Origin of the sequence: Steroidobacter gossypii, from assembly GCF_016801985.1 — a bacterium.
In the GTDB taxonomy this organism is placed as follows: Bacteria; Pseudomonadota; Gammaproteobacteria; order Steroidobacterales; family Steroidobacteraceae; genus Steroidobacter; species Steroidobacter gossypii.
Genome location: NZ_JAEVLS010000005.1, coordinates 432,434 through 457,196, shown reverse-complemented (window position 1 = coordinate 457,196; position 24,763 = coordinate 432,434). Strand labels below are relative to the sequence as shown.

Below are 24,763 nucleotides of genomic sequence, written 5' to 3'. Positions count from 1 at the left end.
GCTGCCTCGCGCGCAAGCCTTGCTGACATAGCGAGCTGCGGCATAAGCCGCACGCTCGCGCATCGACGGTGGTGCTCTCATGTCCGATGCCGCCAACCCCGAGGACATCGTTGGCCTGTATCAACGGCATGCGGACGCATGGGACCGCGATCGTCGCGCCGATCCGGTGATCGAACAGGGGTGGATGGATCGGTTCACGGCGCTGCTACAGCCAGGCGCTTCTGTGCTCGACATCGGTTGCGGCTCGGGGCAGCCCATCGCGAAGTATCTGATCGAGCGCGGCTATGACGTGGTCGGTGTCGACTCTTCTCCGCCGTTGATAAAGAAATGCTGCGCGCGATTTCCTGGCAATCGATGGATCATCGCCGACATGCGCGCGCTCGCTTTGCATCGGACGTTTGACGCGCTCATCGCTTGGAACAGCCTGTTTCACCTGTCGCATGAGCACCAGCGAGCGATGTTTCCAATCTTCAGGTGTCACGCCAGCCCCGGTGCGCTGCTGTTGTTCACCACAGGGTCCGATCATGGCGTGGCCATAGGCTGGTACCAGGGCGAGCCCCTGTATCATGCGAGCCTGTCTTCAGAAGAATATCGAACGTTGTTGGACTCGCACGGCTTCAGCGTCGTGGCCCACTCGGAAGACGATCCCGACTGCGGGGGACATGCGGTCTGGCTGGCGCGGCTCAAACAGTGAGCGGACGGAGCACGAATGTCTGATCTTGTTGCATATATTCAGAAGAATCGCATGGAAGTGACGAACTTGAAGGACGGCGCCACCGCCGCCGGCACAGCCGCCTTCACCACGACGAGGTTGCTCGTCGGCGAATTCAAGGCCGCCGAGGAACTGCTCACCAGGCTGGTGAAAGAAGTGAAATCCAACGGCCTGTTCTCGGCCCAGCCTGCGCTGCTGATTCAGCCGCTGGAGATGATCGAAGGCGGTCTCAGTACGGTCGAAGAAAGAGTCTTCCTCGAGCTGGGCGCCGGCGCTGGCGCTCGTCAGGTCAAATTGCATGTCGGACCCAAGCTCGACCAGCAGGCAGCCATCGCCTTGATTAGAGCGCGCGGAACATGATCCACGTCGTCGCTGGCGCTTTGTTCGACGAGCAAGGTCGGGTGTTGATTGCGCAGCGGCCGCCGGGCAAGCACATGGCGGGCGGTTGGGAATTTCCGGGAGGCAAGCTGGAGGCGGGCGAGTCGCCGCTGGCGGGCTTGCAACGTGAGCTGCGGGAAGAGCTCGGCATCGAGGTGCTCGAAGCGGCGCCGCTGATCGCCTACGAGCATGGTTATTCCGATCGGCGCGTGTTGCTCGATCTCTGGCTGGTATCCCGGTTCACCGGGCAGCCGCGCTCGGTGGAAGGGCAACCATTGCAATGGGTGTCGATCGAGGAACTGGAGACGGTGGGCCTGCTGGAAGCAGACCGTCCGATGATTCCAGCGCTGCGTGCCGCGCGACGCTGATCGATGACGATCGCGTCGGGCGGCGTCATCAGAGCTTCACATTCGTGCCGCAGCCTTGCGGCGTGTCGCTGCTTAGAGAAATCGATCGCTGGTTCATTGACGAAGTGCTGCCGCACGAAGCGCGTTATCTCGCTTTGGCGCGGCGTATGACAGGCAATCGCGACCAGGCTGCGGATCTGGTGCACGACGCCTATACGCGCCTGTTTCGGGACGAAGCCTGGCGAGCGATCGATCATCCGTCGGCTTATGTCCTGCGCATGGTGCGCAACCTGGCCATTCAGCGAATGCGCCGGACCAAGATCGTGAGTTTCGCCTCCATTGCCAATCTCGATGAGCTGGAGCAGGCGGTTCCCGCGCCGGATCCCTTCGATCGCATGGTGGCGCGTCATGAATTGCGGCGGCTGGCGAACGCGATCCGCGAGCTGCCCGCCCGATGCCGCGACGTAATGCTCCTGCGCCGGTTCGAGGAGTTGCCGCCGCGCGAAGTCGCGGAGCGACTTGGATTGAGCCTGTCCACGATGGAGAAACGCCTGGCACGTGCGTTGGTGCTGCTTACCAAGGCGCTACAACAGGAACCGACGTCGTCGGCTCAGGCTCCGGGCTCGCCGGCGCGCCGTAAACGGAGCTGAAATATTTTGGCGCACCCTGGCGGTGAGTCGCGCGCCGAGCGTCTCACCTTCATGACCCGCGCCAACGATCGTCCAGGGGAATGAACGAGCAGCCACCAGCAATCGCATCAGCCAGCCGACGCGAGACTCTGTTGGAGGAGGCGGCGCTTTGGCGCGCGCAGCTCGACTCCAACACCGCCGACGTGGCTGAGTTCGAGCGGTGGCGTGACGCCGATCCCGCGCACGCAATTGCGTTCGCCAGAATTGCAAGTACGTGGTCTGCGGTGGAAGACGTAGCTTGGTCAGGTACGGTCATTGAACGCGCCGACAAGCCACGCACAGTGGTGAGCCGGCGCCGCGCAATCGCTTGGTTCACTGGAGCGATGACGTTGGGCGCGGCGGGTCTCATCACCTATCAGTCGCTGGCCCGGGAAACAGTGGAAACCAGCACCGGCGAGCGCCGTTCGCTGGACCTGCCGCAATCCGTGCGCCTGGACATGAACACCGCTACCGCGCTCTCGTGGCGTGCTTCTAACAACGCAGTGAAGCTCTGGCTCGACCACGGCGAAATCGCCGTGCGAGTCGCCGCGACCGCGGCCCTGTTATGGATAGAGACGAGCAACATCGAGGCTCTACTCTCGGCTGGCGTTTACAACGCACGCTTCGTCGACAGGATGCTCGATCTCACTGTTGTGCGAGGAGCCGCACAGCTGCGCGCACCGCCCGCAAAAGCGATCGCCGTGACCGCCGGGCAACGGTTGCTCGCGGCAGACGGCGCGACGGCGCTGCAATCCGTATCGGAACAGGATTTGGACGCCATCGAGGCCTGGCAGCGAGGCGAGATTGTATTTCAGGACACTCAGTTGTCGGCCGCGGTCGCCGAGTACAATCGATATCTGCAACGCAAGCTGATGATTCTCGATCCAGCAGTGGGCGAGCTGCGCATCGGCGGGCGTTTCAACTCGGCCGACGTCAGCACCTTCCTGCGCGCGATCGAAATCACGCTTCGTGTAACGTCCGTGCAATCAGACGGCGCCGTGGTATTGGTGCGTAAGACATAAATAAAAAATATTTGCTGCCGCTTGGCGGTGGCGAGCCGCTTGTGCGTCTGGCTTCACGTACGCCGCCCATGAGCACGGCAGAGGAATGGCGCAGTGAAGTCGAGCATCTGGTTGTTGAGTGCGCACATCGCATTGGCGCTGGGCGTGCCTGTGGTAACGCATGCCGCGCAAACAGCGGCGGCGACGCACGAAATTGCGTTTTCCATTCCGGCTCAGGAGCTGGGCCTCGCGCTCAACACGTGGTCGAAGCAAGCCGGTGTGCAGATCGCCTATCCGGCGCAGATCGTCGCTAACCGTCGCTCGCCAGCCGTCGAGGGGCGAATGAGCAGCCGCGAGGCCTTGACTCGTTTGCTGGCGGGCAGCGGTCTCGAAATCGGCACCGATGACGGCGGCCTCATTTTGCTGCGTGAAGCGGCGAGCGCGAGTGCTGTTCCGACGCGGCCGACAGAACGCGCTCGCGTCGAAACATCTGCTGCCGCGCCGATCGAAATCGAAGAGCTGATCGTCACAGCTCAGCGGCGGGAGCAGTCGGCCGTGGACGTGCCATTCGCCTTGACGGCGTTCAGCGGCGATGCGCTGGAAAATCTGGGCGCGGTGACGCTGCGCGACGTTTCGCTCTATACGCCTGGACTGCTGATCGAGGATCAATCGCCGAACAACCCGATCTTCGTGATGCGCGGCATTACCTCTTCTGGAGGCGATTCGTTCACCGAGCCGCGCGTGGCCGTATTTCAGGACGGCGTGCCGATCTCCAAGTCGCGCGGATCCTTCGTCGAACTGTTCGACATCGAACGCGTGGAAGTGTCCAAGGGGCCGCAGTCGACGCTGTTCGGTCGTGGCGCGCTGATCGGCGGCATCAATGTCATTCAACAACGCGCCACGCCGGAACTGACGGGCGCCGCGGCCGTCGAGGGCGGCAACCTGGGTTATATGCTGGCGGACGGCATGCTGAATGTGCCGTTGAGCGATAGCGTCTCCTTTCGGATCGCCGCCCGACATCGCGAGCGCGACGGTTATCAGGAGAACCTCGCGCCCGGCGCGGAGGGCGATCTCAACTCGATCGAGCTGAACGCTTATCGCGCTGTGATGAGCCTGCGCAGCGGCGATCGGTTGAGCGCCGATCTGATCGTGAACTATCAGGAAGAGCGCACCGACGGCACCGGTTTCAAGTCGATGTACCTGAGCCCGACCGATCCGGTCACGGGACAAGTGCTCGCCGGCGTTGGTACCGACGATGCCGTGTGGCTGTCGGTTCCCGAAGGTTTCGCGACCGGCCACGATCTTGGCGTAGATCAGCAGTATGCCGGCGTCACCGCGCTCCTGGAATATCGGCTCAACGATGCCGTGACGCTCAATTCCATCAGCGGCTATCGCGATGTGGATTCCATCGAGGTCTACGACGCGGACGGCATCTCCCTGCCATTGTTCACGAACATGGAAGACAACGGCGGTCGCTTCTTCAATCAGGAATTGCGGCTGAACTTCGATACGGGCGGGCCGGTGACCGGCATGGTGGGCCTGAACTATTACCGGGAACGGGCTCGATCCAAGGTGGACGTGCGCTTCGATGAGCGCATGCTGCTCGCGCAAGTCACGGGCATGCTCAACGGCGGCCCGCTGCTTGGGCTGCCGGCGACGACGCCCGCGCCCGCGTCCCTGTTTGCCAACACGGCGTTCACCGGCGCGTTGGTGCAGGGACTGATCGCTCAACAGACGCGCGGCAATATCCTGCTGAACGCATCTCAGGCGGCGGCCCTTGCTTCGCAGCTCGATCCAGCGCACGTCGAAACGAACGACAACACCGCGGATACGGATTCCTACGATGTATTCGCGGATATGACGTTTCGCCCGCAAGAGCGCTGGGAAGTCAGCGCGGGCGTTCGCTACACACGCGATGACAAAGTCACTCGGTGGGGCAGCTCCGTTGCCGGGCGCAGTGTGCTCGGCGGCATCGTCGGCGCGTCCGGACTCGCCGCCAGTGGCGCTCCGGCTGGAATCGCCACAGCTCGCGCGCTTCTCAACGGGCTCACGGCATTCGGCGCCGATCTGAGTGCGCCGTTGCCGTACTTCGGCATCAATGCGCAGCCGACGCCCGGCAACGGCTCGATCTTCAGTCAGTCGCTGGATGACGATGGATTCACCTGGCGCCTGGCGAGCAGATATCAGTTGGCCGATCAGTTCAATCTCTACGGCAGCTACGCGCGCGGGCGCCGCGCGGCTGTGCTCTCCGCCGCAGCTCCATCAGCACCGGATGGGAATCCTGTGTTCGCAGTCGCACCCGCCGAGACGGCGGATACCTATGAATTGGGCTTGAAGTTCGAATCCAGCGAGCGCGCTGTGCGCCTGGATACTTCGCTGTATTACTACGAGTACGACAATTTCCAGACGCGCGAGCTGATCGGCTCGAGCTTCGTTACAACCAACGCGGGCGCAGCCGACGCGTATGGCGCGGAGTTGCAGGGCATGTGGCGCGCATTCGGATCCTCCGAGCTGTTCGCAAACTACGCGTACAACCACACGCGCTTCATCCGAGGCGCGTACGAGGGCAATCGCTTCGCTCGCTCTCCCGATCATATGTTTTCGCTGGGCGCGATCCTGCGAGTGCCGGCGCCGGCGGGCATGGTCGAATTCCGGCCGACGTACACCTGGCGCTCCAAGATTTTCTTTGCCGACGACAACGACCGCCCCGAGCTGCAAGCCGGCCAGATCGTTCCCGATCTGCTCGTGGACGAGTTCCAGGAGTCGTTCGGATTGTTGAACCTGCGGCTGGGATATGTCCCGGACCGTGGCCATTGGGATGTCGAAGCCTTCGTCAGCAATCTGACGGACGAGGTCTACCGCAAGGGGGCGGGCAGCGCCGGCGGCTCGATCGGGCTGCCCACCAACGTGCTTGGCGACCCGCGTTACTACGGCATTCGCTTTTCCATCCGGCGCTGATCATGATCAAACTCTGGCTCGGTGGGTTGCTCGCAGTGCTGTGTCTGGTGGGCGCGCCCGCCATCGCGGCGTCGGTCGATTCGCCCATTGTCATCGCGCATCGAGGTGCAAGCGGCTATCGGCCGGAGCACACGCGCGCTGCTTATCTGCTAGCCATCGAGCAGGGCGCGGATTACATCGAGCCGGACCTGGTCATGACCAGGGACGGGGTGCTGGTCGCGCGACACGAGAATGAGATTGGCGTCTCGACCGATGTCGCCGCTCATCCCGAATTCGCCGACCGTCGCACCACGCGGACCATCGAAGGCGAAATCTTCACCGGCTGGTTTGCGGAGGACTTCACGCTCGCGGAGATCAAGACATTGCGCGCGAGAGAGCGTGCTCCGGCGCGGCGGCCTGTAAGCGCATCCCACGATGGTCGCGAGCAGATACTCACATTGCAGGAAATCATCGACCTCGTTCGGGCCGCGGGGCGCCCTGTCGGACTCTACATCGAGCTCAAAAACCCCAACTACCACGCCAGCATCGGTCTGCCGATGGAGCGCAAGCTGGTCGAGACGTTGGCGGCGAACGATCTGAATCGTCGCGACGCGCCGGTGTTCCTGCAGTCGTTCTGGCCACAGACGTTGCAGTCTCTGCGCCAGCTCACGCCACTCCGGTGCGTGTTTCTGATCAATAGCGTGCCGCCGCCAGCCGAGATTTTGCGGGCGAACGGCATTGCAGCCTGGTCAGATGTGTATTCGCCCGCGGGCCTGCGGAAGATCGCAAGCTTTGCCGACGGTGTCGGTCCCGAGCTGGATCTGCTGTTGCCGCGTGATCGCGACGGTCGTCTCATAGCGCCAACGCAGTTCGTGACCGATGCACATGCCGCCGGATTGTTTGTGCATCCATGGAGTGTCAGCGCCGAGAACCCGGCGCTGCCAACCGATCTACGCCGCGGAAATCCAAGTGCGGCTGGTTACCAAGCCAAACACGGTGACGCGGAAAAGTATTTCCGCGCCCTATATGCACTCGGCGTGGACGGAATTTTCACTGACTATCCCGACATTGCGGTCCGCGCGCGAGCGCGGTGATCAACTCTCCGGGCTGTTCAACTCCCGACTGAAGAAGCGCAACACCATCTCGTAGTAGTGCCGCCCCTGCTGGGGCATCCGCACCAGGCCGTGCTTGCCGCCGGGATAGGTCATCACATCGAACGGTTTGTTCGCCGACTGCAGCTTCTGCATCAGCAGCGTGCTGTGAGTGAACAGTACATTGTCATCGGCCATGCCATGCACGAGCAGCAGCGAGCCGTGCAATGAATCCACGTAGGGAATAACGGCGCTGTTGCGATAACCGTCGGCGTTCGCCTGCGGAGTGCTCAGGTAACGTTCGGTGTAGTGGGTATCGTACAGCGCCCAGTCGGTGACGGGCGCGCCTGCGACGCCGGCGCGAAACGCCTTGGTCGTGGTGAGCGCCATGAGCGACATGTAGCCGCCGTAGCTCCAGCCCATGATGCCGATGCGACCGCCCGCGACGAACGGCAAGGACTTCAAATATTCCACGCCACGCAGCTGATCGTCGATCTCCACTTTGCCGGTGCGGCCAGCGATGGCAGTCTCGAAAGCGTTGCCGCGAAAGCCCGAGCCGCGATTGTCGAGCGTGAGCACCACGAAGCCGTTCTGCGCCATCACCTGACGAAACAAACCTTGTGTCGCCCGCGCGCCGCCCATCCAATCCTTGCGCACATACTGGAAGTGCGGCCCGCCATAAACGTCGATGACGGCGGGATATTTCTTGCCCGGCTGCAGGTTCGCGGGCTTGAGCAGTCGGTAGTAGAGCTGCTGGCCGTCGCTGGCCGTGACCGAGCCGAATTCCTCGGCGACATGATTGGAAACATAGGGATGATAGGGGTGCGTGGCGTCCAGCGGATTGCGCAGCAGCCAATGCTGGAGCGAGCCGTCGAGCTTGCGAATGCTCGCCGATGGCGGTTGCTCCGGCGCGGAATGCACATCGAGATAGCCCCGCCCGCCGGGCAGTAGTTTCACATCATGCCAGCCGGCCTCTTTCGAGACTCGAGTGACCTTGCTCGAGCCGTTCAGCGAGGTCCAATACAGATGACGCTCCAGGGGCGAGTCCTTGGTGCCCAGGAAGTACACGCGACCCGCGTCCTCGTCGACGCCGACGAGGCCGTTCTCGGAGCCGTCGCCCACCACCATCCACTCACCGTCCGTCAACGGCCGCAGCAATTTGCCGTCCAGATCGTACAGATACAAATGCTTGTAGCCGCTGCGCCGAGAGCTCCAGACGAACTGCGGCGTGGAACTCAGGAATCTGAAGTCGTCGTTGAGTTCCACCCAGTGCGGACTGGTCTCGGTTAGCAGCACGCGCGATTCGCCATTGCGCAAGTCGATCTTCAGCAGCTCGAGTTTTTTCTGATCGCGGGTCTGGCGCTGAACGGCCAGCGCCTTGGAGTCGGGGAACCATTTGACGCGCGCCAGATAGCCGTCGCCCAGGCCGATAACGAGGTCGGCGACTTTGGAGGTCGCGAGGGTGGCAACCTTCAGCTCGACTTTGGTGTTGGCCGTGCCGGCCGCAGGATAGCGCTGCCGAAACATGCGCGCGCCGTCCGCGTTGATCTCGAAACGTTCTACTTCCTGCACCGGCGCATCGTCGATGCGAGTGAAAGCGATGTGCGCGTCATCGGGCGACCACCAGTAGCCGGTGTCGCGCCCCATCTCTTCCTGCGCCACGAACTCCGCGACGCCGTTCTGCACGAGGCCTGCGCCATCGGTGGTGATGGCGCGCTCCTGACGCGTGCGCAGATCGATCACGAACAGATCCTGATCGCGAATGAAACTGACATAGCGGCCACCCGGCGAGAGCTTGGCGTCAGTCTCGTACGATTCGCTGTGGGTGAGCCGCGTCACCGGCTCGGCCTTCGCATCGAGATCGTATAGATACAAATCGCCGCCGAGCGGAATCAGCAGGCGCTTGCCGTCGCTGGAGAACTCATATTCGACGATGCCGCGTAACGACGCCGTGCGCTGGCGTTCACGTCGCGCTTCTTCTTCGGCGGACAGCTTCTTCTCGTCGCCGACCAGCTTGCGGGAATCGACCAGCAGGCGCGCCGTACCGTTGCGGGTGTCGAACGCCCACAGATCCAGCTGATCCTTGTTGTCCGTCTTGCCCTGCAGGTAGGTGACATAGCGTCCGTCGGGCGAGAACTTCGGCTCGCGCAGCCGCGGACCGGCCAGATCGGGATCGGCGAAGATGCGTTCGACGGTGAGGGGTTCGGCGGACACGGGCAGGCCTAACAAGCAAGGGGGCAGACAAGTCGCAATCAGTGCGACGCAGGTCGTTGTATACCGCATGAGAGTTGCGCCGGAAAAGGAATCGCGACGTTACACTAAGCGCTCTGGAAAGCCATGACGAGAGCCATGAAACGCACCATCCCGCTGCTGCCCGCTTTGTTGTTGCTCGCTGCGTGCGGCACCGAGCCCGCCAGGCAAATCGCCTCCAGTAGCGAGCAGGCCGCCAGGCCGAGCTCCGCTCCGAGCATTGCCTATCCGGCGACCAAACGCATCGAGCATGTCGATACCTATCACGGCGTGCGCGTGCCCGATCCGTATCGCTGGCTTGAAAATCCCGACAGTGCCGACACCAGGAGCTGGATCCAGGCGCAGAACGCGCTGGCCCAGCCGTATCTGGAAGCCATTCCAGCCCGGGAGCACATCAAGCGGCGCATGACCCAGCTGTGGAACTACGAGCGCTACGACATCCCGCTCAAGCGCGGCGATCGTTACTTCTATTTGCGTAACGACGGTCTGCAGAATCAGAGCGTGCTGTATGTCACCGAGCGGCTGAACGGCGAGCCGCGCGTGCTGCTCGATCCGAACAAACTCAGCAAGGATGCGACCGTGGCGCTGGGCGAGTTCGTGCCCAGCCCCGACGGGCGACTGGTTGCATACAGCCTGTCCGACGGCGGCACCGACTGGCGTTCCTGGCACTTCCGCGACGTGGCCACCGGCAAGGATCTGCCCGACGTTCTGCGCCACGTGAAGTTCGTGCCGGTGGCGTGGACCGCCGATTCCAAGTCGGTCTACTACGCGCGCTTCCCGTTGAATGCCGAGGGCAAGGGCGACGACACCAGGCAGCGCGAAGTGTTCTGGCACAAGCTTGGCACCGACGCCGCTCGGGACCCCCTGGTCTTCAAAGTCACCGATCACCCGACGCGCAATCCGTATGTGCAGATCTCGGATGACGGTCGCTACGTCGTGTTCTGGCTGTACGACGGCTCGCAATCCACCGGCATCTACTATCGGAAGATCGCGGCCGACGGCACGCCCCAGGGCGAGACCGTGCGCCTGATCGACAGCTTCGACGCCAACTATCAATTCATTGCCGCCGTCGACGATGTTTTCTATATCCGCAGCAACAAGGATGCGCCCAACGCGCGGGTGATCGCGATTCCAGTGGGGGCCGAGGGGGCGACCGCCGAGCAGCGGGTGGTTGTGCCGGAAACGCCGTTCTCCGCCGACGAGGTGACCCTGGTCGGTCACAAGATCATCGTGCAGTACCTGCAGGACGCGCATTCGCTGGTGCGCGTGTTCGATCTGAACGGCAAGGCGCAGTACGACGTGAAGTTGCCGGGCCTCGGCACCGCGCTGGGCTTCTTCGGCGACGTGCAGGACAACGAAACGTTCTTCGCCTATACCGATTTCCTGACGCCCATGAGCGTGTCGCGGCTGGATCTGAAGACCGGCGCGACCGAGCTGTGGCGTGCGCCCAAGCTGGCGGCGGACACCGGTCAGTTCGTGGTCAAGCAGGTGTTCTACAACAGCAAGGACGGCACCAGGGTGCCGATGTTCATCGCGCACAGGAAGGGCCTGGAGCTGACTGGACAGAACCCGGTGCAGCTGTACGGCTATGGCGGCTTCAACATCGCCCAGAAGCCTTCGTTCAGCGTGCCGGTGCTGGTGTGGCTGGAGATGGGCGGCGTCTACGCGGTGGCCAATCTGCGCGGCGGTTCGGAATATGGCGAGGCCTGGCACGAAGCCGGCACCAAGCTGCGCAAGCAGAACGTGTTCGACGATTTCATCGCCGCCGCCGAGTGCCTGGTGGCGGAGAAGTACACCTCACCCGCGAAAATCTCGATCCGGGGCCGCAGCAACGGCGGCCTGCTGGTCGGCGCCGTGCTGACCCAGCGTCCGGATTTGTTTGGGGCGGCGCTACCCGCCGTGGGCGTGCTGGACATGCTTCGCTATCACACGCCGAGCGCCAACGCGCGCCAGTGGTCGAGCGATTACGGCCTTAGCGAGAACGAAGCGGAATTCCGTGCGCAGCTGGCGTATTCGCCGGTGCATAACGTGAAAGAGGTCTGTTATCCGCCGACGCTCGTGACTACCGCGGATCGCGACGATCGCGTGGTTCCCTGGCATAGCTACAAGTTCGCCGCCACCTTGCAGGCCGCGCAGAGCTGTCCCAACCCGGTGATGCTACGAGTGGAGACGCGCGCCGGGCACGGGGCCGGCAAGCCGGTGTGGATGCAGATCGAGGACTACGCCGATCAGTGGGCGTTCCTGGTCAAGTCGCTGGGGATGGAACAGATGCAGAGGCTGACCCGGCAGGCGGACGCCGGCTGATCGCAGTTCGGCGGGAGCGGCGGCTATTCGTCGTCGCTCTCGCGGTGACGTTTGGGACCGTCGTCGGTTTCGACGACTTCGCCCGGGATGGCGTGTTTCTCGGCGGCCCAGGCGCCCAGATCGATGAGCTTGCAGCGCTCGCTGCAGAACGGGCGCCAGCGCGAAGCCTCCGTCCACTCGACGGGACGGTCGCAGGTGGGGCATCGAACCACAGTCATGTCGGTCTCAAGTGCAGACGCTGATCTGGAAGTGCACGTCCTCTGTGGTTTGAACCGGCCGCGAATTCACATCGTTCCACGACAGGAAGCGAATGCTGCAGCGATGATGGCTGCCGCTGATTTCGGGAAACAGCTGCGTGCCCGCCGGCAATGCGAGCCGCAGCAGCTGACAGGGATTCTCGCGTTCGAACGCAATCTGGAAGGTGCCGCCAGTGGCGACTTCCGGACGGGGCCGGGCGGCCTCGCGCGTCAGCCATAGCAGTTCGGTGACGGCATCGCAAAGCGGCCGGATGGTGGCCATCCAGTCGCCGAACGCTTTGGCGCGAACCGGGAACGGCTGATCCAGCCAATGGCGGTAATCCGGGAGATCGAACTCGCAGGTGCCGCCGGGGATGGTGCTGCGATGCTTGATGGAGTTCAAAAACTCCGAGTCGCGCAGCCGCTGCATGAACAGCGCGCCCACCGAATTGAGCTCGGTGCGCAGCCGGCCCAAGTTGTTCAGCACCGCCTTGAGCCGCGACGTGTCGACGCCCGGGCGGGTGGTGTAGTCGTGCATCACAGCCATCTGACGCTCGAGGTCCTTGAGCACTTCGCTGCGAATATCGCCGCGCGCGGTGATGGCCAGAATTTCCAGCAGCGCGCTCATCGCGGCGCGGGTTGACCACGCATCCTCGCGCTCTTCGTGGTACAGCGCTTGCTGATAAAGAAAATCGAGTCGCAGAAAAGTCCGCATCCGCTCGTTGAGCGGCTGCTCATAGACGGGGCCGGGCGCCTGCTCGCGGCCGTGGCTTTGGCGTGAACGATCGGACGGAGTCATCCCGTGGATTGTGAAGCAGTAGGCGGCCGTTGAAAAACCCTTTTTGATTTCGAGGCACGCCGTCCTCTGGATGCGGTCATATGATTGCTGGCATGCATTGCCCCCGTCCCGTGGGGATGGGCTGCCGGGAATGGGCTGCTGCGATGGGCTGCAAGGATGGGATCGGAAATGTTTACCGCATTACTGATTCTGCTGCTATTGGCGCTGGCTGCTTCGCTGGGTAGCTGGTTATTCAACCAGTGGTTGACCGAGCAGCGCCGCGCCTCCGCGCTGTCGCTGGGGCTCGGTGGCATGGGTTTGGTGCTGCTGCTTGGCGCGAGCGCGATTGCCATCGTCTCTACCTCCGCCACGTGGCGGGCGTGGCTTCCGGAGCTGCAACAGGCCCAGCCCGAGACCCGCAAGGGCGAGCCCGTCGCGGTCGCCGACCTCGGCACGGCTGAGCAGTGGCCCGCGACCGCTTGCATCAAGTCGTTGCATGCGACGAACACCCAGCCGCGTCGCTGGTTCCTGGATAACGAATGCGAGCGCCCGATCGTGGTCCTGCTCGCATGGTGCGACTCGGCCCGTTCGATCTGCACCGCCGGCGCGCGCCAGGCCCAATGGCAGTACGAAACGTCGGGTCTGGTGTTAACCAGCGCTTTGGCTCGTCCGACGTTGCATCGAATGCCGGAGCACGACGCTCCCATCGCCGGCACCTACGCGCTGGCGGAGCCGCAGGGCGGCGCGCTGAGGATCCGCTACCTGGCCTGTTATCTCGGCGAGCCGGCCGTTGCAGCGCTTACGCACGAGTCCATGAGCGGTGAAGCGTTTCATCGCACGCTCGGGGCCGACGCTTGTTACTCGCGTGTTGCCACCGCCTCCCAAGAAGCCGCGCACAGCGGCCAGCCGCCGGTGGTGTCGTTTCAGTGACGTCGCCGCCAGGCGACGCTCGAAGATTTTTTAGTTGGAAGCATCTACGTATTCTGCTTCCATACCGCGCCCGATACTGTCCCGCGGTTTGCTGACGGGGCGGGCGGCTTTTTTTCACGGAGTTCGATTGATGCGACGATGGGTTTTCGCGGCCATGCTGGCCGCCGCCGCGCCAGTGCATGCGGACTGGACCGGCAAGGGCGAGGCAGGCCTGGTGATTGCCAGCGGCAATACCGATACCGAGACGGCCAACGCCAAGGTGCAGCTCACCAACGAGACCGACAACTGGAAGAACACGGCTGGCGCCGCCGCGCTGTATGCCTCCGACGAGGAAGGCAAGACGGCCAATCGCTGGGAACTGTCCGCGCAAACGGACTGGAAGTTCACGGCAAGGAATTTCCTGTTTGGCGCAGGGCGCTACGAACAGGACGAGTTCAGCGGCTTCGAATACCAGGCCACGGCGTCGTACGGTATCGGCCGCCGCTTCTTCGACAGCCCCAGCACCAAGATGGTCGGCACGCTCGGCGCCGGTTACAAATTCATCGAAACGCGCGATTCCTTCGACGAGGAAACCGGCATATTGATCGAGGAGGGTGACAGCGACAAGGAAGTGGTGTTTCGCGCCACGCTCGATCTGGATCATCAGTTCACGGCCACCACCAACCTGATCAACAAGTTCATCGTCGAGTCGGGCGCGGACAATACGTTCGTGCAGAACGAGTTGTCGTTGCAGGTGAAGATGACGGATGTGCTGGCGTTGGCGCTGGGGTATTCGGTGCGCCATAACACCGATCCGCCGTCGGAGTTCGAGAACACCGATACGTTGACCACGATTAACTTGGTTTACGACATCAAATAAGAGGCTCATGTCCCTGCCTTCGGCAGGGACATCGCCCAAACATTTTTTTTGTGACCTGCCTGCGGCAGGTCACGGGCGGCCCGGAGAGGAGTGGTTCCTTGCGAAGGTCACCGGCGGCCCGGAGAGGAGTGGTTTCCTGCGAAGGTCAGGGGCGGCCCGAAGGGGAGTGGTTTCCTGCGAAGGTCAGGGGCGGCCCGAAGGGGAGTGGTTTCCTGCGAAGGTCAGGGGCGGCGCGGAGAGGAGTGGTTTCCTGCGAAGGTCATGGGCGGCCGAGGCAGTGGTGGGTGTGAAGGTCACGCCGCCCGATCCGTGCGAGGGCATGGCATCACCTCCGGAAGGGAGGTGATGCCTGAACATTACTTCGCGGCCATGTCGATCAGCTCGCGGGCGACGCGGAGCATGTCGGGGTAGTCCTTGCCTTGGGCGCGGTACTTGCCGGCGACGGTGATCGTGGGGACGCCGTTGATCTTGTAATCGCGCGACAACTGCTCAGCACGCAGCGCCTTCTGCGTGACTTCTGGGGAGTTGAACGTCGTGCGGAACTTGTTTGCATCGACGCCGTTCTGCGCGGCCCAGGCGGCCAGGGAATCCACATCCGCCAACCGCAGCCGCTGCTCGTGAATGGAAGCGAACAGCTCATCGTCGAGCCGTTGCAGATCGCCCGTTTCTTCCAGCGTGTAGTAAGCCCGCACCAGCTGCCCCCAATCGCGGCGACCGAACGAGACCGGCACTTTGACCAGCACCGCGTTGTCCGGCAGCTTGGCCTTCCACTCGTTCAGCAGCGGCTGCAGATGAGCGCAGTGGGGGCAGGCGTACGAGAAGAACTCGATCACCTCGACCTTGTCCTGGGTGAGCTGCGGTTGGGGCGGCGAGACCAGGGTGTAGTCGGTGCCCTGCACCGGCGCGGCTTGCACAGCGCCGCCAGCCACTGCCGCTACCGAAACTAACAGCGCGAACAGAATCCGGGCCGCGGAAATCACAGTTCTTCTCTCCGTAGTGTTGTCGGGTCGGCGAAGTTTATTGCGCAGCCGGCGCGTTCTCGATGCCGAGCAGTTCGACATCGAAGATCAGCGTCGCACCCGGGCCGATGTCCGGCGGCGCGCCGCGGTCGCCATACGCGATGCTGGCCGGGCACACCAGCTTGCTCTTGCCGCCCACCTTGATTTGCTGCACGCCTTCGGTCCAGCACGGGATCACGCCGTTCAGCGGAAAGGTCGCGGGCTCGCCGCGCTCGACCGAGCTATCGAACACTTTGCCGTTGGGCAGAGTGCCGTGATAGTGCACCTTGACCGTGTCGGTGGCCTTCGGCGTCGGGCCCGAGCCTTCCTTGACGGTGGTGATGATCAGGCCGGATTCCATGCGCTTGGCGCCGGGCTCGGCCGCTTGCTTGTCGAGCGTCTTTTGAGCAGTGGCGGCGATGCGGGTCTGCTGCATCTCACGCAGGCGCGAGAAGTAGGACTGCACGTCCACTTGCGGCGTCTTGCCGAGGGCGCCGTCGGTGAATCCCTGCTTCACCTTTTCCAGCTCGGCCGGCGTGAATTCGAACGAGACGATGTTCTGCGAGACGGCCACGCCGAGCGCGTACAAGGCCTTGTCGTCCTCACTGCCGGTCAGCGGAGCACTGGCGGTCGGGGCCGAGCCAGCTTTGGCCTTGGCGTCGTCGGTCGCGAACAGTTTTACCGCCACCACGAACAGCACGAACCCTACGGTCGCAATTAGAAACGCGCGCATGGGAGTCCTTATCCGGTGAGAAAAAAGGGCGGCCAGCATACAGCATTGGCCGCCCTTTCAATGCGTCCGCCGCTCGTTCAGTTAGCGGTCGCCTCGGCGCCTCCGGTGAGGCCGCGGGCTTCCAGCAGCGGCCCGATTTCCGGCGCCTTGCCATAAAAATCCCGGAAGATGGTCAGCGCATCCGCACTGAAGCCCTTGGACAGCACCTTGGCGCGCAGCAGATCGCCGTTCTCGCGCTTCAGGCCGCCATGGGTCTTGAACCAGTGCTCGGTGTCCCGCGCCAGCACCTCGCTCCAGATGTAGGCGTAGTAACCCGCCGAGTAGCCGATCGGGTTGGAGAAGATGTGCAGGAAGTAGGTCGAGCGATAGCGCGGCGGCACCGGCCCGAAGTCGATCTGCGCCGCTTTCAGCGCGTCCGCTTCGAATGCCGCGATTTCGCCGGCGCTCGGGGTCTTGCCGGGCGCGAGCTGGTGATAGCTCTGATCCAGGATCGCCGCGGCCAGGTACTCGGTGGTGGCGTAGCCCTGATTGAACTTCTGCGCGGCCAGCACCTTGTCCATCAGCTCCTTCGGCATGGCGGCGCCAGTCTGGTGATGTTTGGCATAGTTCGCCAGCACGCGCGGCTCGGTGGCCCACATTTCGTTGTACTGCGACGGATATTCCACGAAATCGCGCGGCACGCTGGTGCCGGCGAACTGCGGGTATTGCACGTCCGAGAACAAGCCGTGCAGGGCGTGGCCGAACTCGTGGAATGCAGTGATCACCTCGTCCCAGGTCAGCAAGGTCGGCTGGCCGGCCGGCGGCTTGGGAATATTCAGGGTGTTGGTGACCACCGGCTTATTGCCGAACAGTCGCGATTGCTCGACGAAGCTGTTCATCCACGCGCCGCCGCGCTTGTTGCTGCGGGCGTAGGGATCGAACAGAAACATTCCGAGCTGCGCGCCGTCGTGATCGAACACTTCGAACACGCGCACGTCTTCTTGATAGACGGGCAGGTCCTTGCGTTCTTTGAACTTCAGACCGTACAGCTCCTGCGCGGCGAACAGCACGCCGTCCACCAGCACGCGGTTCATCTCGAAATATGGGCGGACCTGCGCTTCGTCATAGGCGAACTTCTTGGCGCGCACCTGCTCGGCGTAGAAATCCCAATCCCACGCTTCCAGCTTGAAACTCGGCGTGCCGTTGGCCTTGGCCTGCTCATCGATCAGCTTCTGCATGTCGGCCGCTTCGCGCTTGGCGTTGGCGACCGCGGCGGGCGCGAGTTGATGCAGCATGCTGTTGACGGCGTCGGCGGTGAGCGCGGTCTCGTCTTCCAGCACGTAGGCAGCGTGATTCGGATAACCCAGCAGTTTGGCGCGATCGGCGCGCAGCTTGACGATCTCGGCGATGGCTTTGGTGGTCGCAAACTCGCCGCCCCAGCCGCGACCGATGGACGCCTTGTACAGGCGCTCGCGCACTGATCGGTTCTTGAGCTGCGCGAGCGCTGGCTGGCCGGTGGTGTTCAACAATGTGAGCACCCATTTGCCTTCGAGGCCGCGGCTCTTTGCGGCTTCGGCGGCGGTGGCGATTTGCGCATCGCTGAGCCCGTCGAGCTCGGCGCGATCGTCGATCACGATGGCGGCAGCATTGTCGCCCTTGAGCACCAGCTGACGAAACTCGGTGGTGATCGAAGAGATCTTCTCGTTGAGCGCGCGCAGCTCTTTTTTCTGCGCCTCGGACAGATTGGCGCCCGCGCGCACGAAGTTGGTGTGATATCGCTCCAGCAAGCGCAACGATTCGGGATCGAGCTTCAGCGACTGGCGCTGCTCGTACAGTCGCTTCACGCGCGCGAACAAGGCCGGATCCAGATAAATCGAATCCGAGTGGGCCGACAGCTTGGGCGCCATTTCGGTCTGCGCCTTCTCGATGTCCGGATTGGTGTTCGAGGAGCTGAGCGCGAAGAAAATGGTGGCGGCGCGATTCAGCAACTGGCCGGAGCGTTCCAGGGCGACGATGGTGTTCTCGAAGGTCGGCTCGGCGTTGTTGCTGGCGATGGCCGCGACTTCCGCTCGCTGCTCGGCCATGCCCGCTTCCAGCGCCGGCACGTAGTGCGAGTTCTGGATCTTGTCGAGCGGCGGCCACTTGTAGGGCAAAGTGCTTTCGCGCGCGAACGGATTGTCGGCAGACAAGCGGCTATCGGGAGGCACTGAGGGGGCGGCGGTTGCGTTCATGGTCATCGTTCCGAGCGTCGCGGCTAGCACCGCGGCGGCGAGTGTCTTGGCTGGCATGAGTGTTTATCGGTGTCCGAAGCAAGGCAGCGAGATTTACAAATGCGCGCCCGTTCAGCAAGAGCGGCCGCCGGCCGGGCCGCCTGCCGGATTAAAATCCTTACACACTTAACAATAGTGCTTGCAATTCGCCCTTTGGTCGGGTTCCGCGCAACCACTGCTTCATGACGCTGCGACCTGGCGATCCTTGGACGGTTCATCTTCGGCGTACTTGAGTACAGCATCCACTGCGCGGAGCAGAGGTTTCGGCAGCTGATTCGGCGCGGTGCTCACGAGTAGTACGCTATTCAACTGGTCCCGAACACCCTCTGATTGCCAGTTGGATGGCAGCGCTCGATGCGCTTCATCGACGATCAGCGCGTGAGGACGTCCCGTTTGGGCGCGCAGGTCGCGCAGCCGAGCAAACAAAGTCAGCAAGAACTCGGGGCGCTCGTTGAGCGCGACGGCGCTCAGATCGATCGCTGCATTCTGATCGGGCTTGCACAGCAACTGTTCGCATTCGTCGATGTCGGGCGGATGTTCGGCGCTGCCGAGCACGACCGCGGATTCGACGCTGTCGTGTTCTCCCTCGGGATCGATGAGGCAGAAGGTGTACTGATGCTGACACAAGCGCTGCACGATCCCGGTCGCCACTTTCGCTTTGCCGCCAGTGATCAGAGCGTTCGCACCATATGGGGAGAAGTGCACGGGCTCGCCTGCGGATGTGTGCCCCAGCAGGATGCGATGACGACGCAGCGATGATTCACGTGAGGCGAGGTCGTCTTCGAGCATCTCTTCGATAAGTTGCGTGACGCCGGCGCCGTGGGTTGCCTGGGTGACAAAGTCTGCTTTGCCTTGCAGCGAGGGCAGCGCGTTAGCGACCGCTACGGCGCATTCGCAGATACCGAGAAAGGCGTGATCGTTTTCCGCATCGCCGACGCCGACGGCGTTGTGTGCGGACAGATTCAACTGCGTGAGCGCCGCCTTCAGGCCGGTGGCCTTGTTGACGCCGGAGGGGAGGATCATCACCGCGCCTTTATTGAATATCACCTGCAGCTCCAGGCCCAGGTCGCGGATCACTTCCAGTGCGTCTTGTTCGTGCGGCTCCCAGGTGGCGACGATGGTTCTTCCCACGCTGAGTCGTGCGACGTTTCTCGCTTTCAGTGCTTCTACGAAGGCCGGTAACGGTGGCTCGCAGAGTGGCGTTTCTTCTTTGGTTTGTGGGTTGTAGAGCAGGGCGCCGTTTTCCGCCACCACCAGATTGAATAGATCCAGTCGCGGGAACACTGTCCTCAGTTCGGGCAGCTCGCGACCCGTGACCATGATGAGCCTTCGGCCCGATTCACGCAGCCGCGCGAGCGCGTCGATCGTGGGCTCGTCGACGACTCCATGGCGGGCGATCGTGCCGTCATAGTCGGTGCACAGCGCGAGGTATCGCATGGCCGGCTCTCGTCGTGAGAAAACGCACGGGCGGAACGCCGCAGGCGATTTGTCAGTTCCGCTCTCGCGGTGAGCGGTATGTGTAGATCGAATCACCGCACGGGCATAACGCCGCCGCATTTTTTTTTGAATGGGCTGCGCCGCGCTAAGAGTGGCTTCGTTGCACTCACCGCGCGCATCTTGAGGTTTTGCGCCGGTTGTGCGGTCATGAGTGTAACGCCGCCGCGTTTGTTCTTGATGGGGCGGCGTCAATGCTAAGAGTGGCTACGCTGCGTCGATGGTGGAGTGGCGAAGAGAGGGCAGATGCGTGCGAGGTCGCAGAGCGCAGAGCCGCCGGAGGCGGCTCGCGTAAGTGGGGGAAAGTAAATAACTGGGAGAGATGAAAAAAGAATGCGGCCGCGTTATTTGTTCAGGTAGGCCTTCGACTGCTCAGCGACCACGTCGATCAGGTTTCCCATGGCGACGTGGGCGTCGATGAGGTGCAGGCCCCAATCTTTCAGCACGACACCATTGGCGACGACGTCGCCGGGAATCTCATCCGTGCGCGGGTCGGAAGGATTCGCATGAGTGGTGATTGCAAGATACGAACCGGCCTCGTTGGAAATGCACTCGCCAGTGAGCAGCCCAGGCACGCTCACGAACGGGGTGTCGATCGTCTGCCCGGTGGAAACCCAGGGCTTGGGCGCAGCAGACGAGGTGCTCACACCGTTCGATCCCGTAGACAAGTACGCATGCATCTGTCCCTTGCCACCGTCCAACGCAGCCGGATTCACACACGCAGCCACCATCCCATCTTCAGGCACGCGGCCGAAGCGAGAATTCGAAGGCGGCGGCACATCCGCACGGAAGGCTGCATACGAAATGACGCAGCCAAGCTGCGAAGGAGAACGGCACAAGGTCATGTGTTGAAACGCGCCGCCCACATCTTTACCTTTGGGCACGGCGACGTTGGTCCCCAACAGCAGCGCCGAAATGATCCTGGACTGAATCGGCTTGCCATCGATCTCATTCTTGATCAGCTGCGTCAGCACGGCCGAGCCCTGCGAATGCCCGATCAACACCACGCCCCGACCCTTGTTGTCGTGCTGCAAATAATAGTTCCAAGCCGAAAGCACATCGTGGTAACCAAGCATGCGATCCGCCGGAAACCCGGCACCGCCTGCCATCGCGGCACGCAACGTTTTTAGCGTGACCTGCCGATACAAAGGCGCATACAATTTACACTTCGAACCGAAGCGCGCGAACTGAGCACGCACCACCGCATGCTCTTCGGGCCCTGCGTTCATGTCGCTGTTCGGAGTCTGATCGTTGGACACCGTCGGATAGACATAGAAACAATCGACCGACGCATCCGGATTCGCCTTGAACGGCTCTTTGGTCAAGTTGCCATCCGCTGCGATGACAGTCGTCGTCAAATCCACCGCGCATGAATCTTTGCGCCCCGGTCGACACAGCCAGGTCTCTGGCTTGCTGTAATCGTTGGCAGCCTGCGGCGCGCTCTGCGGCGAGGACGACTGCGCGAGAGCGCTCGCGCCCAGTAACACACCACACACCGCAAGCGAAGCTCGAATGATGACGTTCGACATGATGATCCCCCTTCACAGTCCGTTAGCGAGCTTTGGATTTGGGACGAAACGCCAGCAGCACATTGCCGGGCGGTTGACGGAACCCGCCGTAGCCCGAAGCGACGAACAGCATGCCGCTGCCCGCAAACACCGAATGCGAATCGATGCCGCCACCCTGACCCTTGATTCCATTCACTGTCGAGAAATCGCGAAGGGTGTCGTACTGCCAAACGATATCGCCAGTGGCTGCGTCGAAGACATAGACGCGTCCGTCGAGGGCACCGGCGACGATGGACTTGTCCACGACCAGTGGCGCGGCCGACAGCCCATACTTCTCGCCGCACAAGTTGAATCGCTCTTTGCGACCGTTGCTGCAATCGGCAGTCACCGGCTTGCGCCACAACACCGCCCCAGTATCGATGTCGACGGCGTTCATGCCTGGCTGGGGCACATAGTCCTCGATCTCGGGGAAGTGCGGATCGTTGATCGGCGCGAATACGCGATATTCGCTGTCGATGGCGAGACCCCAGTGGATGCCGCCGAGCGCCGTGCCGTCGCCGAAGCGTTGCCGCCACAGCAGTTTGCCGTTCTGCTGCGGATCCAACGCCCACAAGTCGCCGGACTTCTGACCGGCGAGCACGATGTCCTTGCCGTCGCGAGTTCGAGCGAGCACGGCGCCGGCACCGAAGTCAAAGTCCTTCAAAACACTGTCCGCCGGGCTGGGGCAATTGGGGCCGGACTGCGCCGGCTCGGGGCGGCACGCCAGATTCCAAACATCGTTGGCCAGCGCTTGAAACGTCCATTGCAGATTGCCGTTGGCGAGATCGATGGCCAGCACCGCATCGCTGGTCTGCGTCGCAGGCAACGAAGTGTTTTGTCCCGTCGTCGCATAGACCAGCCCGCGCTCGCTATCGATGGAGGGCGTCGACCAGATCGGCGCGCCCGAAGGGCCGCGCAATTTCACACCGATCGAGCTCGTCCTGCCGGTGTACTGCGCGTCTTCCATCGTGTGCGCGGTCCACAGCTGTTTGCCAGTCGCCGCATCCAGGGCGACCACGGCGCCGTGACCGACACAGCATTCGTGTTTGGGATTCGCGCCTGCGCCGACACCTGAAGAGGAGACCGGCACGATGATGCGATCTTTGTAGAGCACCGGAGCGCCGGTGATAGTGCCCGTCGCATCGTGACGGCCATTGGCTTTCCAGATGCGCTCGCCAGTCCTGGCGTCGACCACGTGCACTTGAGCCTGAGCGTCGGCAAGGATCAGCGCTTTACGCGAGCCGATGTCTCCATACGACACCGAGCTGCGCACTGCTACGCCGACGTCATAAACCCATTTGGCGCACGCCTTCTCGATGTCGAGCGCGAGCAGCTTACCGCTCTGCGCCGGCGCATAAAACATGGTCGGGCCGACGATCACCGGCGAAGAGCGCAGCGAGGTCGTTTGTGGGAAGCCGATCGCCCACGCGAGCTCGAGATCCGGCAATTGTTTGCTGCTGAGCCCGGCCTGCTGCGCACTCATGCGACGGCTATTCTTGTGATCCACGCCGAACATGCTCAGCGAGGCCGGCGGGTTCAAGTCGACGTTGCGCTCGCCGCCGGCGCACATCATTGCGGCGGTCCAGTTGCTATCGGCATCGTCCGCGGCGAGATATTCCAGCAGCAGAGGCATCTTGTCTTTGGGAACGAGCGAGCCCTGCTGTTGCATCACTCCTTGTGTCAAAGCGAGACGCAACGACTGTGCGCTCATGAGCTGCAGGGCTGATAGCGCGGGCGCGCGCGTGCCAGGGATGTTGTGACAGGTCGCGCAGTAAGTTTGATACACAGCGCGGCCAGGATGATTGGCGCGCGCATCGGGCCCCGGCCCTTCAGCGGCTGATGCAATGTGATGAATGAATCCGACAGCAAGCGCTGTCGCGGCGCGTGCGAAAACCTTGCGACAGAACGAATGTCCGGTCATGAACAGTGTCGGCATGAATCCCCCGATGTGCTGTTTACCGGATTCGACGCCAGGCTCGTAAAAAGAAACGTCAAAGGCGGGGTGGTGCGATTGTCTCGACGCATTTGATCCATACACTGCCCGGGCGCTACCTGAAGCGGCGTGTGGGGGAGTTTATGAAATATCGATCGTTGCGTGGTTCGCTTGCAGCCCGCCTGCCCGCCGTTCTGATAGGCAGTATCCTTTCGGTGGTTTGTGTCGACGGTGCGCCGGCGCAGGCCGCGAGCGCCAAGAAAGCTGCAGGGTGGAAGATGCCGCGCACGGCGGATGGCCAGCCAGACCTGCAAGGCAACTGGACCAATGCGACGCTCACGCAGCTGGAGCGCTCGCCCGAGCATGGCGATCGCAAGACGCTGACCGCGGAAGAAGCGCAGCAGATCGAAGGCTACGCCGCCAAGCATGTGGCCGATAACGCCAGGCCCACCGATCCGAAACTCGGCATCGAAGATCTGCCCAAGGATTGCGGCTACGGCTTCACCGGCACCAATTGCGGTTACAACAATTTTTGGGTAGACCGCGGCACGCAAGTGATCCGCATCGACGGTCAACCGCGCAGCTCCATCATCACCGAGCCCGCGAACGGTCGCATTCCTCCGATGACCCCGGAGGCTGCCAGGCAAATGCGTGAGCGCGTCGCCGCTTTCCGTAAAGGCGCCGGACCGGTGGATGGTCCCGAGCTTCGTTCATTGGGTGAACGGTGTCTCACGTCGTTCGGATCGAGCGCGGGTCCGCCGATGCTGCCGCTGATGTACAACAACACGTACTCCATCGTGCAGACGCCGGACACGGTGATGATCCTGGTCGAGATGATTCACGACGCGCGCGTGATTCGCCTCAATGGCAAGCACGTGCCGAGCAATGTGAAAAAGTGGTACGGCGATTCGATTGGCCGCTGGGAGGGCGACACCCTGGTGGTCGAGACCACCAACTTCCATCCGCAACAGACCTTCCGTGGCCTGGGTCCGGATCGCAAGGTGATCGAGCGCTTCACTCGCATCTCGGCGGACCAGATCCTGTACCAGTTCAAGGTCGAGGATCCCGCGTTGACCCAGCCGTTCGCCGGCGAGCTGCCGCTGAACGCGACGCCGGATCTGATGTACGAGTACGCCTGTCACGAGGGCAACTATGCATTGCCAGGCATCCTGGCGGGTGCGCGCGAAGAGGAAAAGCAGGCGGGCGGCAAGGCGATCAAGCAGAACGAGGCGGATAACGATAAGGGCGAGGAGTAAGCCAAAACTTGCCAAACCCTGGTCGGGCGCGAGCGCATCGGCGCCGGTTCGGCAAGACTGGT

At 62.7% G+C, this 24,763-nt stretch carries 20 protein-coding genes; 11 read left to right on the top strand and 9 right to left on the bottom strand.

Annotated elements, in window-relative coordinates; genetic code table 11:
* The first annotated feature begins 79 nt into the window (after positions 1–79).
* The 7 genes from JM946_RS22370 to JM946_RS22340 all read left to right on the top strand — a co-directional run bounded on the left by JM946_RS22370 (position 80) and on the right by JM946_RS22340 (position 7,137).
* Positions 80–694: a class I SAM-dependent methyltransferase gene (locus JM946_RS22370; protein WP_203169600.1), complete on the top strand. Its 615-nt coding sequence runs from the start codon at positions 80–82 to the stop codon at positions 692–694.
* A gap of 15 nt (positions 695–709) precedes the next feature.
* Positions 710–1,072: a hypothetical protein gene (locus JM946_RS22365; protein ID WP_203169599.1), complete on the top strand. Its 363-nt coding sequence runs from the start codon at positions 710–712 to the stop codon at positions 1,070–1,072.
* Complete coding sequence (gene mutT / locus JM946_RS22360; RefSeq protein WP_203169598.1) at positions 1,069–1,458, top strand: 8-oxo-dGTP diphosphatase MutT; 390 nt, start codon at positions 1,069–1,071, stop codon at positions 1,456–1,458. The genes JM946_RS22365 and mutT overlap by 4 nt, the downstream gene beginning before the upstream one ends.
* 44 nt (positions 1,459–1,502) lie before the next feature.
* Positions 1,503–2,087, top strand: a complete 585-nt coding sequence (locus JM946_RS22355) for an RNA polymerase sigma factor (protein ID WP_218043055.1) — start codon at positions 1,503–1,505, stop codon at positions 2,085–2,087.
* 80 nt (positions 2,088–2,167) lie between these two features.
* Positions 2,168–3,127 (top strand): FecR family protein, encoded by a 960-nt coding sequence (locus JM946_RS22350; RefSeq protein ID WP_203169596.1) that lies wholly within the window; start codon positions 2,168–2,170, stop codon positions 3,125–3,127.
* A gap of 93 nt (positions 3,128–3,220) precedes the next feature.
* A complete protein-coding gene (locus tag JM946_RS22345) occupies positions 3,221–6,064 on the top strand; it encodes a TonB-dependent receptor domain-containing protein (RefSeq protein ID WP_203169595.1) in 2,844 nt (947 codons plus the stop codon).
* Between the two features lie 2 nt (positions 6,065–6,066).
* Positions 6,067–7,137: a glycerophosphodiester phosphodiesterase gene (locus JM946_RS22340; RefSeq protein WP_203169594.1), complete on the top strand. Its 1,071-nt coding sequence runs from the start codon at positions 6,067–6,069 to the stop codon at positions 7,135–7,137.
* On the opposite strand, the gene JM946_RS22335 is transcribed toward JM946_RS22340, so the two are convergent.
* Complete coding sequence (locus tag JM946_RS22335; protein WP_203169593.1) at positions 7,138–9,348, bottom strand: S9 family peptidase; 2,211 nt, start codon at positions 9,346–9,348, stop codon at positions 7,138–7,140. It lies immediately after the preceding gene.
* Between the two features lie 135 nt (positions 9,349–9,483).
* Here JM946_RS22335 and JM946_RS22330 point away from each other — a divergent pair, with 135 nt between their 5' ends.
* The gene (locus tag JM946_RS22330; RefSeq protein WP_203169592.1) at positions 9,484–11,688 is read left to right on the top strand and encodes a prolyl oligopeptidase family serine peptidase; all 2,205 of its coding nucleotides are present in this window, start codon (positions 9,484–9,486) and stop codon (positions 11,686–11,688) included.
* A 23-nt stretch (positions 11,689–11,711) separates the two neighbouring features.
* On the opposite strand, the gene yacG is transcribed toward JM946_RS22330, so the two are convergent.
* Both yacG and zapD read right to left on the bottom strand, forming a co-directional pair.
* Complete coding sequence (yacG, locus tag JM946_RS22325) at positions 11,712–11,906, bottom strand: DNA gyrase inhibitor YacG (protein WP_203169591.1); 195 nt, start codon at positions 11,904–11,906, stop codon at positions 11,712–11,714.
* A gap of 7 nt (positions 11,907–11,913) precedes the next feature.
* The gene (zapD, locus tag JM946_RS22320) at positions 11,914–12,723 is read right to left on the bottom strand and encodes a cell division protein ZapD (RefSeq protein WP_203169590.1); all 810 of its coding nucleotides are present in this window, start codon (positions 12,721–12,723) and stop codon (positions 11,914–11,916) included.
* Between the two features lie 168 nt (positions 12,724–12,891).
* Here zapD and JM946_RS22315 point away from each other — a divergent pair, with 168 nt between their 5' ends.
* Together JM946_RS22315 and JM946_RS22310 are read left to right on the top strand one after the other, a co-directional pair.
* On the top strand, positions 12,892–13,632 hold the full coding sequence (locus JM946_RS22315) for a hypothetical protein (protein ID WP_203169589.1): 741 nt from the start codon (positions 12,892–12,894) through the stop codon (positions 13,630–13,632).
* 130 nt (positions 13,633–13,762) lie between these two features.
* Positions 13,763–14,491 carry a DUF481 domain-containing protein gene (locus JM946_RS22310; protein WP_203169588.1) on the top strand — a complete coding sequence of 243 codons (729 nt, stop codon included), beginning with the start codon at positions 13,763–13,765 and terminating at the stop codon, positions 14,489–14,491.
* Positions 14,492–14,847: 356 nt separating this feature from the next.
* Here the strand turns inward: JM946_RS22310 and JM946_RS22305 are convergent, their stop codons facing one another.
* The 6 genes from JM946_RS22305 to JM946_RS22280 form a co-directional block, all read right to left on the bottom strand.
* Positions 14,848–15,471 carry a thiol:disulfide interchange protein DsbA/DsbL gene (locus JM946_RS22305; RefSeq protein ID WP_203169587.1) on the bottom strand — a complete coding sequence of 208 codons (624 nt, stop codon included), beginning with the start codon at positions 15,469–15,471 and terminating at the stop codon, positions 14,848–14,850.
* A 37-nt stretch (positions 15,472–15,508) separates the two neighbouring features.
* Positions 15,509–16,222: an FKBP-type peptidyl-prolyl cis-trans isomerase gene (locus JM946_RS22300; RefSeq protein ID WP_203169586.1), complete on the bottom strand. Its 714-nt coding sequence runs from the start codon at positions 16,220–16,222 to the stop codon at positions 15,509–15,511.
* A 77-nt stretch (positions 16,223–16,299) separates the two neighbouring features.
* Positions 16,300–18,489, bottom strand: coding sequence for a M3 family metallopeptidase (locus JM946_RS22295; RefSeq protein ID WP_230979902.1), 2,190 nt, complete (start codon positions 18,487–18,489; stop codon positions 16,300–16,302).
* 162 nt (positions 18,490–18,651) lie between these two features.
* Positions 18,652–19,908, bottom strand: coding sequence for an HAD family hydrolase (locus JM946_RS22290; RefSeq protein ID WP_203169585.1), 1,257 nt, complete (start codon positions 19,906–19,908; stop codon positions 18,652–18,654).
* 401 nt (positions 19,909–20,309) lie between these two features.
* The gene (locus JM946_RS22285) at positions 20,310–21,494 is read right to left on the bottom strand and encodes a DUF3089 domain-containing protein (RefSeq protein WP_203169584.1); all 1,185 of its coding nucleotides are present in this window, start codon (positions 21,492–21,494) and stop codon (positions 20,310–20,312) included.
* A 22-nt stretch (positions 21,495–21,516) separates the two neighbouring features.
* Positions 21,517–23,448: an outer membrane protein assembly factor BamB family protein gene (locus tag JM946_RS22280; protein ID WP_203169583.1), complete on the bottom strand. Its 1,932-nt coding sequence runs from the start codon at positions 23,446–23,448 to the stop codon at positions 21,517–21,519.
* A 140-nt stretch (positions 23,449–23,588) separates the two neighbouring features.
* Between JM946_RS22280 and JM946_RS22275 the strand changes: the two genes are divergently transcribed.
* Entirely contained in the window at positions 23,589–24,701 is a 1,113-nt protein-coding gene (locus tag JM946_RS22275) for a hypothetical protein (RefSeq protein WP_203169582.1), read from the top strand.
* The last annotated feature ends 62 nt before the right edge of the window (positions 24,702–24,763 follow it).